Source organism: Longimicrobium sp. (assembly GCF_036399935.1).
Classification (GTDB): Bacteria; Gemmatimonadota; Gemmatimonadetes; order Longimicrobiales; family Longimicrobiaceae; genus Longimicrobium.
The window spans coordinates 1-15,676 of the sequence record NZ_DASWMD010000017.1 but is presented as its reverse complement, the minus strand read 5'-3'; the positions used below and the strand labels follow the sequence as shown (position 1 = coordinate 15,676).

At 70.7% G+C, this 15,676-nt stretch carries 16 protein-coding genes; 10 read left to right on the top strand and 6 right to left on the bottom strand.

Going from position 1 to position 15,676, the window contains the following annotated elements:
• Positions 1-78 precede the first annotated feature (78 nt).
• The 5 genes from fabF to VGB24_RS06635 all read right to left on the bottom strand — a co-directional run bounded on the left by fabF (position 79) and on the right by VGB24_RS06635 (position 4,014).
• Positions 79-1,338, bottom strand: coding sequence for a beta-ketoacyl-ACP synthase II (gene fabF / locus VGB24_RS06655; protein WP_331072177.1), 1,260 nt, complete (start codon positions 1,336-1,338; stop codon positions 79-81).
• 115 nt (positions 1,339-1,453) lie between these two features.
• Positions 1,454-1,927, bottom strand: a complete 474-nt coding sequence (locus VGB24_RS06650; RefSeq protein ID WP_331072176.1) for a type II toxin-antitoxin system RatA family toxin — start codon at positions 1,925-1,927, stop codon at positions 1,454-1,456.
• 100 nt (positions 1,928-2,027) lie between these two features.
• Entirely contained in the window at positions 2,028-3,101 is a 1,074-nt protein-coding gene (locus VGB24_RS06645) for a M42 family metallopeptidase (protein WP_331072175.1), read from the bottom strand.
• 31 nt (positions 3,102-3,132) lie between these two features.
• The gene (locus tag VGB24_RS06640; RefSeq protein WP_331021942.1) at positions 3,133-3,330 is read right to left on the bottom strand and encodes a hypothetical protein; all 198 of its coding nucleotides are present in this window, start codon (positions 3,328-3,330) and stop codon (positions 3,133-3,135) included.
• A gap of 69 nt (positions 3,331-3,399) precedes the next feature.
• A complete protein-coding gene (locus tag VGB24_RS06635; protein WP_331072174.1) occupies positions 3,400-4,014 on the bottom strand; it encodes a CoA pyrophosphatase in 615 nt (204 codons plus the stop codon).
• 117 nt (positions 4,015-4,131) lie between these two features.
• Here VGB24_RS06635 and ilvA point away from each other — a divergent pair, with 117 nt between their 5' ends.
• The 3 genes from ilvA to VGB24_RS06620 all read left to right on the top strand — a co-directional run bounded on the left by ilvA (position 4,132) and on the right by VGB24_RS06620 (position 6,564).
• A complete protein-coding gene (gene ilvA, locus VGB24_RS06630) occupies positions 4,132-5,340 on the top strand; it encodes a threonine ammonia-lyase (protein WP_331072173.1) in 1,209 nt (402 codons plus the stop codon).
• A complete protein-coding gene (locus VGB24_RS06625; RefSeq protein ID WP_331072172.1) occupies positions 5,337-5,642 on the top strand; it encodes an HNH endonuclease in 306 nt (101 codons plus the stop codon). The genes ilvA and VGB24_RS06625 overlap by 4 nt, the downstream gene beginning before the upstream one ends.
• 412 nt (positions 5,643-6,054) lie before the next feature.
• Positions 6,055-6,564 carry a hypothetical protein gene (locus tag VGB24_RS06620; RefSeq protein ID WP_331072171.1) on the top strand — a complete coding sequence of 170 codons (510 nt, stop codon included), beginning with the start codon at positions 6,055-6,057 and terminating at the stop codon, positions 6,562-6,564.
• Positions 6,565-6,568: 4 nt separating this feature from the next.
• Here the strand turns inward: VGB24_RS06620 and hisIE are convergent, their stop codons facing one another.
• A complete protein-coding gene (gene hisIE, locus VGB24_RS06615; protein WP_331072170.1) occupies positions 6,569-7,252 on the bottom strand; it encodes a bifunctional phosphoribosyl-AMP cyclohydrolase/phosphoribosyl-ATP diphosphatase HisIE in 684 nt (227 codons plus the stop codon).
• A 216-nt stretch (positions 7,253-7,468) separates the two neighbouring features.
• On the opposite strand from hisIE, the gene otsB reads away from it, so the two are divergent.
• From otsB to VGB24_RS06580, 7 genes are all read left to right on the top strand, one after another.
• Positions 7,469-8,236, top strand: a complete 768-nt coding sequence (gene otsB, locus VGB24_RS06610; RefSeq protein WP_331072169.1) for a trehalose-phosphatase — start codon at positions 7,469-7,471, stop codon at positions 8,234-8,236.
• 164 nt (positions 8,237-8,400) lie between these two features.
• Positions 8,401-9,702 (top strand): 3-phosphoshikimate 1-carboxyvinyltransferase, encoded by a 1,302-nt coding sequence (gene aroA / locus VGB24_RS06605; protein ID WP_331072168.1) that lies wholly within the window; start codon positions 8,401-8,403, stop codon positions 9,700-9,702.
• A gap of 494 nt (positions 9,703-10,196) precedes the next feature.
• The gene (gene cmk / locus VGB24_RS06600; RefSeq protein WP_331072167.1) at positions 10,197-10,916 is read left to right on the top strand and encodes a (d)CMP kinase; all 720 of its coding nucleotides are present in this window, start codon (positions 10,197-10,199) and stop codon (positions 10,914-10,916) included.
• A gap of 104 nt (positions 10,917-11,020) precedes the next feature.
• Entirely contained in the window at positions 11,021-12,985 is a 1,965-nt protein-coding gene (locus VGB24_RS06595) for a 30S ribosomal protein S1 (protein WP_331072166.1), read from the top strand.
• Positions 12,986-13,266: 281 nt separating this feature from the next.
• Positions 13,267-13,881: a fumarylacetoacetate hydrolase family protein gene (locus VGB24_RS06590; RefSeq protein ID WP_331072165.1), complete on the top strand. Its 615-nt coding sequence runs from the start codon at positions 13,267-13,269 to the stop codon at positions 13,879-13,881.
• Positions 13,878-14,375, top strand: a complete 498-nt coding sequence (gene lspA / locus VGB24_RS06585; RefSeq protein ID WP_331072164.1) for a signal peptidase II — start codon at positions 13,878-13,880, stop codon at positions 14,373-14,375. Before VGB24_RS06590 ends, lspA begins: the two co-directional genes overlap by 4 nt.
• Before the next feature lie 16 nt (positions 14,376-14,391).
• A complete protein-coding gene (locus VGB24_RS06580; RefSeq protein WP_331072163.1) occupies positions 14,392-15,567 on the top strand; it encodes an aminotransferase class I/II-fold pyridoxal phosphate-dependent enzyme in 1,176 nt (391 codons plus the stop codon).
• Positions 15,568-15,676: the final 109 nt, after the last annotated feature.

Below are 15,676 nucleotides of genomic sequence, written 5' to 3'. Positions count from 1 at the left end.
CCCTTCGCGGGAGCCGCCCGATTTCGTTGCGCGGGCCATCGTGCTGCTTCAGCCGTTCATGAGCGTCCTATTTCCCCGTCAGTCCACCGCGCCGAAGGCGAGGGCCGCGTTGATGCCGCCGAAGCCGAAGGAGTTGGAGACCACCGCGCGCACGGGCATGGTGGCGCCCTCGCCGGTGACGTAGTCGAGGTCGCACTCGTCGCCCGCGCGCTCCAGGTTCAGCGTGGGGGGCACCCAGCCGCGCTGGATGGAGAGCGCCGAGATGGCGGCCTCCAGCGCCCCCGTCGCGCCCAGGCAGTGGGCGTGGTAGCCCTTGGTGCCGCTCACCTTCAGCCCGTCGGCGTGCTCGCCGAAGACGTCGCGGATCACCCGCGACTCGGTGCTGTCGTTCAGCGGGGTCGACGAGCCGTGCGCGTTGATCACGTCCACGTCCGCCGGCTGCAGCCCGCCCGTGCGAAGCGCGGCGCGCATGGCCCGCGCAGCCTGGCTGCCGTCGGGCCGCGGCGCCGTCATGTGGTGCGCGTCGTTGCTGGTGCCGTAGCCCCGCACCTCGGCGTAGATGCGCGCGCCGCGGGCGCGGGCGTGCTCCAGCTCCTCCAGCACCAGCACGGCGGCGCCCTCGCCCATCACGAAGCCGTCGCGGTCGGCGTCGAAGGGGCGCGAGGCGCGCGACGGGTCGTCGTTGCGGGTAGACATGGCGCGGATGATGGCGAAGGCGCCGTAGCAGAGCGGGGCCAGCGGGGCCTCGACACCGCCGGCGATCACCACGTCGGCCTCGCCGGCGCGGATGGCGCGCCACCCGTCGCCGATGGCGATGGCGCCCGAGGCGCAGCTCATCCCGTTGGTGGAATTGATGCCCGTGAAGCCGAACTCGATGGCCACGTTGCACGAGGCGGCGCCATTGAACACCGCCAGGGCCAGCATCGGGTCCACCCCGCGGACGCCCTTGTGCACGTAGCCGGTGAACTGGTTTTCGCCGTACGCCACGCCACCCAGCGCGCTTCCCATCAGCACGCCCACGCGGTCGGAGTCTTCCGAGCCGGGGTCCAGCGCGGCATCCTCGATGGCCTGGCGCGACGCGGCCAGGGAGAACTGCGCGTACCGCTCGGTGCGGCGCGCGCGGTTGCGCTCCATGTAGTCCGTCGGCTCGAAGTCGTTCACCTGGGCGGCGATGTGCGAGCGGAAGGGCGACGGGTCGAAGCGGTCGATCTTGCGGACCGCGCTTTCCCGCTTCCGCAGCCCCTCCCAGAACCCCTCGACGCCGCTGCCGATGGGGGTGATGGCGCCGATGCCGGTGATGACGACACGGCGCGCGCCGCTGTGGCTGGACTCGCTCATGAACCGCAGATCGGGTGAAAAAACCAGGCGCGGGAGAAGGCATCCGCCACTCCCGCGCCGTTAGTACGCAGGGACTTGCGCCCCCCTGTACCCCGCATGCGTCCCGAGGTGCGCCTCAACCGCCTTCCAGGTGCCGCTTGATCCCCGCCAGCGTACGCGAGGCCACGTGGTGGATGAAGACGGGCCCAATCACCGCGTCGGCCACCGCCCGCCGCGCGGGGGAGGGAAGGGGCCAGCGCGGCCCCTGCTTCCACCCGTGGACGATGCGCACCAGCGTGCGGCCGTCCGGCTGGGGATGGAAGGTCCACTCGACGTCCATGCCGGTGGTGATGCCGTCCACGTGGCGGTAGACGACGGCCGGCCGACCGGGATCCAGGTGCATCTCCGACACCCACCACACGGGCCAGGGCAGGGGCCCGAACCCCCGGCGCGCCGCCATCTCCACGCGTCCCGTTCCGAACCCGTCCCGGCGCTGGAAGCGCACGTACCGGTAGTGCGGCAGCCACTCGGGCCACCGCTCCACGTCCGCGCCCGCGCGGTAGCATGCGTCCACGGGGGCGCGGATGAGGGTTTCGTCGACGGTGTACACGGGGAGGAGAGTGCGTGAGTGCGTGAGTGCGAAAGTGCGAAAGTGCGAAGGTACGGGCTGTTTTTCCGCACTCACGCACTAACGCACTCACGCACTGCCGTTACCGTGGAATGAAGTCGTCCTCGGCCGTTACCGACCGGCAGAACGCCGTGATCAGGCGGATCGTCGCGTCCACGTCCGCCAGGTCCACCACCTCGTTCGGGCTATGCATGTACCGGTTGGGGATCGACACGACCGCCGTCGGCACGCCGGCGCGCTGCAGGTAGATGGCGTCGGCGTCGGTGGAGGTCATCCGCGGGCTTCCCTGGATGGTGTAGGGAATGCCCTCTGCCTCGGCGAGCGTGGCCAGGCGCTCGAAGACGATGGGATGGATGGCGGAGCCGCGCGACAGCACGGGGCCGCTCCCCAGCTTGTGCTCGCCCACCTGCTTCTTCTCCACCCCCGGCGCGTCCGTCGAGAAGGTGAGGTCCACCACGATGGCGATCTGCGGATCCAGCTTGTACGCCGAGGTGCGCGCGCCGCCGCCGTGGTAGCCGATCTCCTCCTGCGCCGTGGCCACCGCGGTGACCTCCGCCTGGCCGCCCTCGCCGGTGGAGAGGGCGCGGAGCACCTCCAGCACCACGTACGCGCCGATGCGGTTGTCCACCGCGCGGCTGGCGATCAGGCCGTCGCCCAGCTCGATGAGCCCCGCGTCCACCACCCCGGGGTCACCCACGCGGATGCCGCGCGCCGTCGCGCCGTCACGGTCGCGCGCTCCCACGTCCACCCACAGGTCGCTGAGCTTGACGGCCTTTTCCTTTTCCTCGGGCTTGATCAGGTGGATGGGCTTCTTCCCGACGACGCCCACCACGTGGCCCATCCGCGTGAGGAAGCGGATCCGCTGCCCCACCAGCACCTGCGGGTCCCACCCGCCGATGCCGTCCACGTACAGGAAGCCTTCTTCGTCCACGTGCGTCACCATCAGCCCGATCTCGTCGACGTGCCCCGCCAGCATGATGCGCGGGCCGCCCTCCCGGCCGAGGGTGGCGTACGAGTTTCCGGCGACGTCGATGGTGACGCCCTGGGCGAACGCCTCGGCCTCGGCGCGCCACACGCGCGCGGCGGCGGTCTCGAAGCCCGACGGGCCGGGGGCGTCGAGCAGGCGCTTCAGGAACTCGAACGAGGTATCTTCCATGGACGGCTCTGGGATCAAAATCCGGTGTCGGTCAGGGCGTGTCCCCGCCGGGCGCCCCGCCCGGCGCGGCCGCGCGCCGGGCCACGTCGGGGGTGTAGGCGTGGTACAGGTGCTTGGCCAGCACCTCGGCCGCGTACACCTCGGGCGGAAGGTCTTCCAGCTCGGCCAGCGCCCGCAGCGCCTGGGCCTGGCGGGTGGTGAGCTTCAGCGTGACGGCTTCGTGCGGCATCGATCGTTTCTCGTCTGCTTTCCTCGGACCGCGCGTTCCACTGCATCTCTCGTGCGGGCGCGCCGCCGGTCACCCCAGGGGCAGCGCCAGGAACTCCGAAACGATGCGGTGGGTGAGCCCCCAGACCACGTAGCCGCGGGTGCCCAGCGCCGGAAACCGCATCGCCCCGATCCCCTCCATCTCCAGCAGGTGCTCGGTGACGGCGCCCGGGGCGCGGAGCTCGGCGAGCGGAATCCACACCGCAGCGTCCACCTCTTCGTTGGGCACCGCCCGGGTGCCGCCGGGCACGCCGAACACGAAGGGGCGCACCAGGATGTTCGGCGCCCGCGCGGAGCGGGGCCACACGGGCTCCAGCGCGCCCAGCAGCCACCCGCCCGCGTGCACGTCGATCCCCACCTCTTCGCGGGTTTCGCGCGCCGCCGTGTCTTTCGGGGCGGCATCTTCCGGCTGCTCGCGCCCCCCGGGCAGCGCCACGTGCCCCGACCACGGGTCTCCCAGGCGCTCGGCGCGGCGGATCAGCAGCAGCTCCAGCCCCTCGCCGCCCGGGCGCAGCAGCAGCGCCACCGCGGCGCGCGGCACCGCCAGCTCGGGCACCGGCTCCGGCGCAGGGCGGGTGGCGAGCGCGTGCGCGACCGCGGCGAATTCCGGCGGATGGGGAACGTGGGGCGTGTCCTGTGCTTCCATCGGCGCGTCGGCGGCAGCGCCGGAGACCGCTTGCCCCCGCCGCGCGGAGAGGTTATCACATCGCGTTCACTTCGGCAACGTCCGCCGTCCATTCTGTCTCGTATCTTGCGTGCTTGCATGGTTACGCTCCAGGACATCCGCGAGGCACGGGAGCGCATCGCCGGGCAGGTGGTGCTCACCCCGTGCACCCCGTCGGAAACCTTCGGCGAGATGTTCGGCGGGAACGCGTGGTTCAAGTTCGAGAACCTTCAGCGCACCGGCAGCTTCAAGGAGCGCGGCGCGCTGAACCGCATGCTGCTGATGCCCGAGGAGGACCGTGCCCGCGGGGTGATCGCCGCCAGCGCCGGCAACCACGCGCAGGGGGTGGCCTACCACGCGGCGCGGCTGGGCATTCCCACCACCATCGTGATGCCCGAGCGCACCCCGCTGGTGAAGGTGTCGGCGACGGAAAAGTACGGCGCGCGCGTGGTGCTGCACGGCTCCGTGTACGACGAGGCCATGGTCGAGGCCCTGCGCATCCGCGAGCAGGAAGGGCAGACGCTCATCCATCCCTTCGACGACCCCGGGATCATCGCGGGGCAGGGCACCATCGGGCTCGAGGTGCTGGAGCAGGTTCCCTACGTGGACGTGGTGGTGTGCGCCGTCGGCGGCGGGGGCATCATCTCCGGCATCGCCACGGCCATCAAGGAAACCCGTCCCGGCGTGCGCGTGGTGGGGGTGGAGTCGTCCGCGCTTCCCGCCGCGCTGCGCGCACGGGAGGCCGGCGAGCTGGTGACCATTCCCCCCGCCGAAACCATCGCCGAGGGCATCGCCGTCCGCAGGATCGGCGGGAACACCTTCAGCCACATCGAGCGCTACGTCGACGAGCTGGTGGTGGTGAGCGAGGAGGAGATCGCGGCGGGGGTGCTGCTGCTGCTGGAGCGCGAAAAGACGGTGGCCGAGGCGGCGTGCGCCACCACGGTGGCGGCGGTGGTGGGCGGGCACGTGGCCGACGTGGCGGGAAAGAACGTGGTGATGATCCTCAGCGGGGGAAACATCGACGTCACGCTGATGTCGCGCATCATCGACCGCGGGCTGGTGCAGGACGGCCGGCGCGCCACCCTGCGGGTGCGGGTGAAGGACCGCCCGGGGGCCCTGGCCGGGCTGACCGCGCGGCTGGCCGAAACGGGCGCCAACGTGCTGCGGCTGGACCACAACCGCGCCACCGCCGACCTGTGGGTGACGGAGGCCGAGATCAACCTGACGCTGGAGCTGCGCGGGCGCGAGCACATGAACCAGGTGATCGCCTCGCTGCAGGACGAGGGGTACGAGGTGCACCCGGGATGAGGGACGACGTCAGCCTGCGCGAACGCATCTTCGACCGCGACGGCAACCGGTGCGTGTACTGCGCCGGGCTGTTTCCCCCCGAGCAGCTTTCGCTGGACCACGTGCAGCCCCGCGCCCGCGGCGGCGACAACTCGCCCGGCAACCTGGTGACGGCCTGCCTGGCCTGCAACACGCGCAAGGGCCATCAGCCGGCCTGGGCCTGGCTGGCCGAGCTCCCCGGCGAGCGGGCCAACTTCCTGCGCTACGGCACCGCCGTGTGGACCCGCCTGCGCCGTGCGGTGGAAGAAGCGGCGAAATCCTGAATCCGCCACATTTCGGCTGTAGTTTTGCCGCACCTCGAATGCCCCGCGCTGCCCCGTGCCGCGCGGGGCAGCCGCGTTCATCGGCCCGGCGCACGGTTGGTGCCGGATCGTGCGCCGAGGCTGCCTTCGTCCCGTCCCGCTGGCGCGTTTTCCGCGTACCGCCAGCCACTTACCCGTGCACCGCCGCGCCCGTCGGCGCACCTGCGCCCGTTTCCGGCGGGCGTGCTCGCCGATCCCTCAATCTTTACGCAAACCCTATCCGGTGGCTCCGGGTTTGCATAGGCGAACGGGTGCCGGTCTCGTCGCGGTGGGAGGCGTTCAGCGCCACCAATCCGCCGAAAAAAGAAGGTACCGAAGCCGGGGGGTAGGAGTGTCGCGAAGCAGGACCCAGCAGCTCGAGCGCACGCTTGGAATGGCCACGCGCTTCCTGGACGAGGTCAGGAACGACATCGGCAGGGCGGCCATGGACGGGGAAGACGTTCCGCCGCGCATCCGGAGCGTCCACGAAAAACCGGGGCACGCCACGCCGGAGTTCCGCACGCTGGCCATCCCCATCCCGGGCGACCTGGGAGGGGCCTCGCCCGAGATCCTGTCGGGGACCATCCGGAAGTACGCGGAAACGCGCAAGCCCGACTGCCTGCTCCTGGCGATGGAGGCGCAGATGGACTGGGACGGCAGCCCCCACCCGGTGCTGATCGCCGAGGCGCGGGACCGCACGGGCACGCGGATGTACTGGATGCAGCCCTACCGCCCGGACGGCAGCAAGGTGGACTGGGACGACCCGGTGGAGGGCGGCTGGCGCGACCCGGGGGAGTCGGAGATGATCCTGGACGCGGCGTTTCCGCTGCGGGTGGAGCTGGACGACGTTCCCGCCGTCCGGCGGCGGGGCCGCCGCGTGGGCGACCCGCCGCGCACGGACTAGGGCGTCAGGTTCCGTCCGCCGAGCGGCTGGCCCGCGCCGCGGTGCTGCCGGGGCGGGGCGCCTGCCCGAAGCGGCGCTCCAGCTCGCCCCACACGTCGGCGGCGTCCAGGCCCCGGGTGCGCCACAGCACCATCAGGTGAAAGAGCAGGTCGGCGGATTCGCTGCGGAGCTCGGCGTTGTCGCCGTTCTTGGCGGCGATTACCGTTTCGGTGGCCTCTTCGCCCACCTTCTTGAGCACCTTGTCGATGCCCGCGGTGAAGAGATAGGTGGTGTACGAGCCCTCGGGCCGCTCCTGCTCCCGCGTGGCGATAATCTCGTCCAGCCTGTCCAGCATGTGGCGCGCGTCCGCCGCTTCGCCCGCGGCCTCGCCGTCGATCCCCCGATGGAAGCAGCTCCGCTCGCCGGTGTGGCAGGCGGGGCCGGTCTGCCGGACGCGGTAGAGCACGGCGTCCCCGTCGCAGTCCATCCGCACGTCTTCCACTTCCTGCACGTGGCCGCTGGTTTCGCCCTTGGCCCACAGCGACTTGCGCGACCGGCTCCAGTAATGGGCACGGCCGGTGCTCCGGGTGAGCTGCAGCGCCTCGGCGTTGGCCCACGCGAGCATCAGCACCTCGCCCGTGCGCGCGTCCTGCGCGACGACGGGCACCAGGCCGCGCTCGTCGAAGGTGATCTGGTCCGTCCAGGGCATTGCGTGGGGCGTGCTGGTTGTCGTCGTCCGCGAGCGCGGGAAGGTAGGGCGGGGGCAAGGAATAGGGAATGGGGAATAGACGTAGATCGTGCGGCGGCACGCGTCTAGCCCGCGACGTCGCACTTTCGCACTTTCGCACTTTCGCACTTTCGCACTTTCGCTCACGCACTCACGCACTCACGCACTTCGTCTCTCATGCAACATGCCCTGGAACGCGTGCCGGCCTGGCGCGATGCGTGGACCCGCAGCGGCCGGCTGGTGCTGCTGCTGGATTTCGACGGGACGCTGGCGCCCATCGTGGCGCGTCCGGAGATGGCTACGATGCCCGAGCGCACCCGGCGCGCGCTCGATTCGTTGATGGCGCTGGCGGGCGTGGAGGTGGCGGTCGTCAGCGGGCGCGGGCTGGCGGACGTGCGGGAGCGCGCCGCGATTCCGGGGATCGCCTACGCCGGGAACCATGGGATGGAGATCGACGGCGCGGGGCTGCACCGCATTCATCCCGAGGCCGCAGCCGCGCGACCCGAGCTGGAAGAGGTGGCGCGGGAGATCGGGTACGTGCTGGGCGCGATCGATGGCGCGTTCGTAGAAGACAAGGGGCTGACGCTGAGCATACACTACCGCCAGGCGCCGGACCGCGAGGCGGAGGTGCGGGATGCGGTCTACGGCGCGGCGGACGGGCGCTCCGGGCTGAAGGTGACGGAGGGGAAGATGGTGCTGGAGGTGCGCCCCCGCGTGGAGTGGGACAAGGGCCGCGCCGTGCTCTTTCTCCTGGAGCAGATGCACCCGCCGGCGGGAGCCCCCGTGCTGTACCTGGGCGACGACCGTACCGACGAGGACGCGTTCCGCGCGCTGGAGGGCTGGAGCGACTCCGCCGAGGGCGTGCTCATCGCCGATCCGCTCCCCGCCGAGAGCGCCGCCCGGTCGTACCTGCGCGACCCGGCGGAGGTGGGTGAGTTGTTCGAGGCGCTGGGTGGCGGCAGGTGATGCCTGTCAGCCGCGGCACACAATCCCGGCATCGATACGGATCGAGAGGACCGGTTTCGAGAGACGAGGCACGCGATGGTCCGTTCGCGGCGCAGGCGTTGCGATGGCGCGCGGCGGATGGGTAGCTTGGCGGCCCTGAACGCAATCCTGACGAGCGAGCCTCGATGAAGCTGCACGTGTCCGGCGACGTCACCGTCCCGGGCGACAAGTCCATGACGCACCGCGCGCTGATGTTCAGCGCCGTGGCGGACGGCGAAAGCCGCCTGCGCGGCCTGCTGCCCGGCGCCGACTGCCGGAGCACCGCGTCCGTGCTGCGGGCGCTGAGCGTGGACGTGCCCGTCCCCCCGGCGGACGGCTCGGAGATCCGCGTCGTGGGACGGGGGATCGGCGCATGGACGGAGCCGCGCGAGTGGCTGGACTGCGGCAACAGCGGGACGACGGCGCGGCTGATGATGGGTCTTCTCGCATCGCGCCCGTTCAACGCGACGCTCACCGGCGACGACTCGCTGCGCAGCCGCCCGATGCGCCGCATCACCGCCCCACTCGAGCGGATGGGCGCGCGGTTCCAGGAACTGGGCGCATCCGGCACCCTGCCCATCGAAGTCGGCGGCGGCCCACTCCGCCCGCTGCACTACGCATCGCCCAAGGCCAGCGCGCAGATCAAGAGCGCGGTGCTGCTGGCCGGCCTGGGCGCGGGCGTGCCCGTTTCCGTCACCGAGCCCGTCCTGTCGCGCGACCACACCGAGCGCATGCTGCGGGGTTTAGGCGAGTTCGTGCAGACCAGCGTGGCGGACGGGGCGGTGCACGTCAGCCTTACGCCCAGCGGCCGCGCGCTGCCGCCGCTGGACCTGTCCGTGCCCGGCGATCCGTCGTCCGCCGCGTTCCTGGTGGCGCTCGCGCTGCTGGCGGACGAGGGCGAGCTACGCATCAGGGACGTGTGCGTGAACCCCACGCGGACGGGGTTCTTCGAGCTCGTCGCGCGCATGGGCGCCCGCATCGCGCGCGAGAACCAGCGCGAGGAGGGGGGAGAACTGGTCGCTGACCTGGTCGTCCGCCCGGCGCGGCTGCGGGGGATCGAGGTGGGGGGCCAGGAGGTACCGGCCGCCATCGACGAGATCCCCATGTTGGCGGTGCTGGCGGCGCGGGCGGAGGGGGAGACGCGGATCACGGGCGCGGGCGAGCTGCGGGTAAAGGAGACGGACCGCATTGCCGCGGTGGCCGGCAACCTGCGCGCGCTGGGGGTGGATGCGGAGGAGCTGGAGGACGGGCTGATCGTCCGCGGAACGGACCGGCCGCTCTCCGGCGCGGTGCACTCGTACGACGACCACCGGGTCGCGATGGCGTTCGGCGTTCTGGGCGCGTGCCCGGAAAACTCCGTCGAGATCGACGACCGCGCGGTTGTGGACGTGAGCTTCCCCGGATTCTGGGAGCTGCTGGCTGGGGTGACGGGGCAGTCGCCGGACTGAGGCGCGGGCCTCAGCCAAGGTCGGTCCCCAGCCCTGCAGGAGCGAATGAATTCGCTGCAACAACCACACGACGTCCGCCTGCGTGGACTGGCTTGCGGCGGTGTGAGGTAGGCTTGTGGCGCGCCCCAAGATGTGTGCAGGTCTCCCCCTCCCCTGCGCAGCGGGGGACGGGGGCCGGGGGGAGGGGGCTCCCAAGGCATGCACCGGCAGCCAGACGAACCCGACCGAAGTTCCCCCCTCTCCCGGCGCAGTTTGCCGGAGGAGGGGCCGGGGGAGGGGCCCTCCGGCGGGACGCGTCTCGGGTCTGGGTGCTCGCTGCCGCGCCCGGGCTGAGAAGTGGCGCAGGCTAGATCCTTCGGCGCGCGAGGAGTGAGTCACGGGCCGGTTTGGTGCGCCTGCGCCTCAGGATGACAGTCGAAGTTCTCCCTTCTCCGCACGTCAGTTTGTGCGGGAGGGGCCGGGGGAGGGGCCCACACGATTCGACCACCGAAACGATGACCGAAAACACACGCCCGGACGGAATCATCATCGCGCTGGACGGCCCGGCGGGCTCCGGCAAGAGCTCCACCGCCAAGGCCGTCGCCGAGCGGCTGGGCTACCGGCACCTGGACTCGGGCGCCTTCTACCGCGCCATCACCTACGCCGCCCTGCAGGCCGGCATCGACCCCGACCGCTGGGAAACACTGTCGGGCGACGAGCTGGACCGGCTGGACGTGCACGGCGTTCCCGGCGAGCGCGGCTACGTGATGACCGTGGGCGGGCGCGACGTGAGCGCCGAGATCCGGATGCCGCGGGTGAACGAGCACGTGTCGCGCATGGCCGCCGTCCCCACCGTGCGCGAGTGGCTGATGGACGCGCTGCGCGAGTCCGGCGCGCGCGGCGGCCTGGTGGCCGACGGGCGCGACATCGGCACCGTCGTGTTTCCCGAAGCCGAACTCAAGGCGTACCTGATCGCCGACGCCGAGGAGCGCGCCCGCCGCCGGCTGATGGAGCAGGGCGAGGCCGACTTGAGCGAGCAGCACGTGCGGGTGGAAGCCGCGCGGCTGCAGGGGCGCGACGAGCTGGACAGCAACCGCGCCGCCGCGCCGCTGCGGCAGGCGGAAGACGCGGTGGTCATCGACACCACGCACCTGACGCTGGAGCAGCAGGTGCAGCGCATCGTGGAGCTTGCGCGCGAGCGGGGCGGGGTTGACCCGGGCGGGGAAGTGGCGTAACTTTCTCCGTTTCCCGGGCAGTTTTTCAGGCCCTCAACCGCTCACCCTCAAACCCACCGCCGGCACCCATCCCGCCGGCGGGAGTTACGGGAGATCCACACCACATGTCCGACATCACCGCAGCAGACTTCTTGTCCGGCGAGGACGAGGGCGGCGTCGCCGTCGCCCGCGAGCCCTGGCGCCCGGGCAATGAGCTTACCATCGAGCAGATCGCCGAGCGCGCGCGTTCGCTCGGCATTCGCCCCGACCTCTTCGACGAAGACGAGTATACGTCCGAAGAGTACGAGGCGATGCTCGACATGTACGAGCCCACCCTCAGCAACATCGAAGAGGGTGAGATCGTCAAGGCCCGCATCCTCCGCATCACCGACAAGGCGGTGATCCTGGACCTGGGCTTCAAGAGCGAGGGCGCGGTTACCCGCGACGAGTTCAAGGACCCGGACTCGCTGCAGATCGGCGACGAGGTCGAGGTCTTCCTCGAGAACCTCGAGGACGAGGACGGCGTGGTCGTCCTGTCCAAGAAGAAGGCCGACTTCCTGCGCGTGTGGGAGCAGATCCGCGTGGCGTACGAGAACGGCACCGCGGTGGCCGGCATGCTTACGCGCAAGATCAAGGGCGGCGTCACCGTCGACCTGATGGGCGTGGATGCGTTCCTGCCGGGCTCGCAGATCGCGCTGCGCCGGGTTCCGAACATCGAGGACCTGATCGGCGAGACGTACGAGTTCAAGATCATCAAGCTCAACAAGCGCCGCCGCAACATCGTGGTGTCGCGCCGCGTGCTCCTGGAAGCCGACCGCGAGATCAAGCGCGACAAGCTGAAGAAGGAGCTCGAGGTAGGCCAGCAGCGCGTGGGCATCGTCAAGAACATCACCGACTTCGGTGCGTTCATCGACCTGGGCGGCATGGACGGCCTGCTGCACATCACCGACATGTCGTGGGGCCGCGTGGGCCACCCGTCCGAGGTGGTGGGCATCGGCGACGAGCTGGAGGTGAAGGTCCTGGACATCGACTGGGAGCGCGAGCGCCTGTCGCTGGGCCTGAAGCAGCTGCAGGACTACCCCTGGAAGGACGTCGAGAAGAAGTACCCGGTGGGCGCCCGCGTTCGCGGCCGCGTCGTCTCGATCACCAACTACGGCGCCTTCGTGGAGCTGGAGAAGGGTGTCGAGGGCCTGGTGCACATCTCCGAGATGAGCTGGACGCGCAACGTCCGGCACCCGTCCAAGATCGTGTCGCTGGGCGACGAGATCGAGGCGGTGATCCTGAAGGTGGATCCGGAAGGCGAGAAGATCTCGCTGGGCATGAAGCAGATCGAGGAAGACCCCTGGCATGCGCTGCCGGCCAAGTACCCGGTGAGCACGCGCCTTTCCGGCAAGGTCCGCAACCTCACCAGCTTCGGCGCCTTCGTCGAGATCGAGCCGGGCATCGACGGCCTGGTGCACATCTCGGACATGAGCTGGACGAAGCGCATCCAGCACCCGTCGGAAGTCGTCAAGAAGGGTGACGACGTCGACGTGGTGATCCTGGGCGTGGACGCCGAGAACAAGCGCATCTCGCTGGGCCTCAAGCAGACCCAGGACGACCCGTGGGGCGACATCGCCACGCAGTACCACGCGGGCCAGGAGATCGCCGGCCCCATCACCCGCCTGCAGGACAAGGGCGTGGCGGTGGACCTGGGCAACGACGTCGAAGGCTTCGTGCCCGTTTCGCAGATCGGCGTGACCGGCCTGCAGAACCCGGCGGACGTGTTCGCCGAGGGCGACATGCTGGACATGCGCATCACCGAGGTCGACGCGGCCAACCACCGCATCGTCTGCGAAGTGGTGCGGGTGCCCAAGTTCGAGGGCGGCGAGCCGCAGTTCACCGTAGCGGCCACCCCGGCCGTCGCGGACGAGGCTTCCGAGACCACCGCGAGCGCCGACGACGCGCCCGCGGCCGACGAAGCCCCGGTTGCGGAGGCTTCGGCCGACGCGGCTCCGGTGGCGGCAGCGGACGAGGCTCCGGCTTCGGACGAGGCTCCGGCTTCGGACGAGGCTCCGGCCGCGGACGCCGGCACGGACGAGCAGGCGTAAGCCTCTCCGACGGACCCATCGCGCTGAAAACGGGCGCGGAGCTTCGGCTCCGCGCCCGTTTCGCGCGTGTGTGGTGTACCTCCACTGCTCTTGACCCATGGCGCGCGGCAGGGCAGCTTCCTTGCACGACCGGTCCTGGAGCGAAGCCGGGACTCGGAGGAACGATCTCCTCCGCATCCAGACGTAGATCCCTCAGGGTCGGACGCAGGACGGTGAAAGACCCGGGATGACCACGGGCGCGCCGCCCTGGAGCGTGCCGATCCCCCAACCCGTACGATGCCGTGACCCGTCCGTCCAAGATCGTCTGTGTCGGCCGCAACTACCTGGAACATGCGCGCGAGCTGGGGAACGACGTTCCCGAGCGGCCGCTGCTCTTCTTCAAGCCGCCCTCGGCCATCATCGCCGACGGCGAGGCCATCGTGCTCCCCGCCGCCTCGCGGCAGGTGGAGCACGAGGGCGAGATCGGCGTCGTGATCGGGCGGCGGGCAAAGAACGTGGCCGCGGCGGACGCGTGGGGCTACGTGCAGGGCGTCGTGCCGCTGAACGACGTGACCGCGCGCGACCTGCAGAAGCCAGACGGGCAGTGGGCGCGCGCCAAGGGGTTCGACACCTTTTGCCCCACGGGGACGGTGGTGCCGCTGGAGCGCGTGGACCGCAACGGGCTGGAGGTGATCTGCCGCGTGAACGGCGAGGTGCGCCAGCACGGCCGCGTGGGCGACATGGCCTTCAGCATCCCCACCCTGATCGAGTACATTTCCGGGGTCATGACGCTGGAGCCCGGCGACCTGATCGCCACGGGCACCCCGGCCGGCGTGTCGCCCCTGAACCCGGGCGACGTCGTCGAGGTGGAAATCCCCGGCGTCGGCATTCTCCGCAACCCCGTGCAGGCCTCATGATCAAGCTTTCCCGCAGCCGCTGGCTGGCCCTCGTCATCGCCGCCATCGTCGCCGTCGACTGGATCACCAAGGCGATCGTGCAGCAGCGGCTGCCGCTGTACGACCGGCGGCCGCTGATCGAGGGGCTGCTCAGCTTCATGCACACCATGAACACCGGGATCTCCTGGGGCTTTCTCAAGGACCTGCCCCCCGGCCTGCGCATGCCCCTCATTGCGCTGCTGACGCTGGTGGGCATCGGCGTGGCGGTGTGGATGATGTGGGACACGCACGACCGCTGGCAGCAGATCGCCGGGGCGCTGGTCCTGGGCGGCGCGCTGGGCAACCTGGGCGACCGGCTGGTGAACGGGGGAGTGACGGACTTCATCTACGTCCACTTCTTTCCCTACATCTTCAATTTCGCCGACATCTCCATCACCATCGGCGGGGTGATCCTGGCCGCGCGGATGCTGCTGGACCGCCCGCGCGCCGACGCATCCGCCCCCACTCACGCCTGACCGGACCGGACCCCGAATGCCCCAACTCGCGGCTCGCTTCAGGAGCCTTCCGCCGTACCCGCTCTCCGACGTTCCCGCCATCAAGCGCGACCTCAAGGCCCGCGGCGTGGACGTGATCGACCTGGGCACCGGCGACGCCGACCTGCCGCCGCCGCCCGCCGCCGTCGAGGCGCTTCGCGGCGCCGCGCAGGACCCGTCCAACTCGCGCTACCCGTTTCAGCTGGGGCTGGTGGAGTTCCGGGAAGAGATCACGCGGTGGATGGGTTCGCGCTTCGGCGTGGAGGTCGATCCCATGAAGCAGGTGCTGCCGCTGATCGGCTCCAAGGAGGGGATCTTCCACCTGCCGTTCGCGTTTTTGGAGCCGGGCGACATGACGGTGATCCCCGACCCGGGGTACCAGGCGTACCTGGGCGGCACCGTGCTGGCGGGCGGCACCCCGCACATCGTGCCGCTGCGGCCGGAGAACGACTTCCTGATTCCGCTCGACGAGATTCCCGGGGACGTCGCACGGCGGACGAAGATCCTGTACCTGAACTATCCCAACAATCCCACCGCGGCCTCGGCGTCGCGCGAGTACCTGGCGGACGCGGTGGCGTGGTGCCGCCGCCACGATGCCATCCTGGCGTACGACAACGCCTACTCGGAGATCGCGTTCGACGGGTATCGCCCCCCGAGCATCTTCGAGATTCCGGGGGCGATGGACGTGGCCATCGAGTTCCACTCGCTGTCGAAGACGTACAACATGACCGGGTGGCGCGCCGGCTGGGCCGTGGGCAACGCCGACCTGGTGGGGGCGCTGACGCGGGTGAAGACGTTCGCCGACACGGGCGTGCCCTTCACCATCCAGCACGCCGGCGTGGCGGCCCTGCGCTCGCACGCCGACTGGGTTCCGAGGAACGTGGAAACCTTTCAGCGGCGCCGTGACGCCGCCGTGGAGGCGCTGCGCGACGCCGGGTTCGACGTGCCGCTTCCGCAGGCCACGATGTACGTGTGGGTGCCGCTGCCCGAGGGCGTGAGCAGCGAGGAGTGGTCGCGCCGGCTGCTGCTGGAGCAGGGCGTGGCGCTGCTGCCGGGGAAGTCGCTGGGCGCGGGCGGCGAGGGCTTCGTCCGCATTGCGCTCACCTGCACGGAAGACCGGCTGAGGCAGGCGGCGGCGCGGATGGCGGGGCTGGTGGCGACGGCCGGGGTGTAGGTTCGGCTGGGCTGGGCGGGGCCCGGCGCGGGCCCCGGGCGCCCCCCATCCCCAGCCCTTCCCCCGCAAACTGCGCGGGGGAAGGGAGCCAGTGCGGTGCGGCTGGCGG

Bases quoted from the DNA above. Each gene is read 5' to 3' on its own strand.
- VGB24_RS06595 (WP_331072166.1), top strand. From the start codon at position 11,021: ATGTCCGACATCACCGCAGCAGACTTCTTGTCCGGCGAGGACGAGGGC.
- aroA (WP_331072168.1), top strand. From the start codon at position 8,401: ATGAAGCTGCACGTGTCCGGCGACGTCACCGTCCCGGGCGACAAGTCC.
- lspA (WP_331072164.1), top strand. From the start codon at position 13,878: ATGATCAAGCTTTCCCGCAGCCGCTGGCTGGCCCTCGTCATCGCCGCC.
- VGB24_RS06580 (WP_331072163.1), top strand. From the start codon at position 14,392: ATGCCCCAACTCGCGGCTCGCTTCAGGAGCCTTCCGCCGTACCCGCTC.
- VGB24_RS06620 (WP_331072171.1), top strand. From the start codon at position 6,055: ATGGCCACGCGCTTCCTGGACGAGGTCAGGAACGACATCGGCAGGGCG.
- cmk (WP_331072167.1), top strand. From the start codon at position 10,197: ATGACCGAAAACACACGCCCGGACGGAATCATCATCGCGCTGGACGGC.
- VGB24_RS06625 (WP_331072172.1), top strand. From the start codon at position 5,337: ATGAGGGACGACGTCAGCCTGCGCGAACGCATCTTCGACCGCGACGGC.
- VGB24_RS06640 (WP_331021942.1), bottom strand. From the start codon at position 3,330: ATGCCGCACGAAGCCGTCACGCTGAAGCTCACCACCCGCCAGGCCCAG.
- VGB24_RS06635 (WP_331072174.1), bottom strand. From the start codon at position 4,014: ATGGAAGCACAGGACACGCCCCACGTTCCCCATCCGCCGGAATTCGCC.
- hisIE (WP_331072170.1), bottom strand. From the start codon at position 7,252: ATGCCCTGGACGGACCAGATCACCTTCGACGAGCGCGGCCTGGTGCCC.
- ilvA (WP_331072173.1), top strand. From the start codon at position 4,132: ATGGTTACGCTCCAGGACATCCGCGAGGCACGGGAGCGCATCGCCGGG.
- fabF (WP_331072177.1), bottom strand. From the start codon at position 1,338: ATGAGCGAGTCCAGCCACAGCGGCGCGCGCCGTGTCGTCATCACCGGC.
- VGB24_RS06645 (WP_331072175.1), bottom strand. From the start codon at position 3,101: ATGGAAGATACCTCGTTCGAGTTCCTGAAGCGCCTGCTCGACGCCCCC.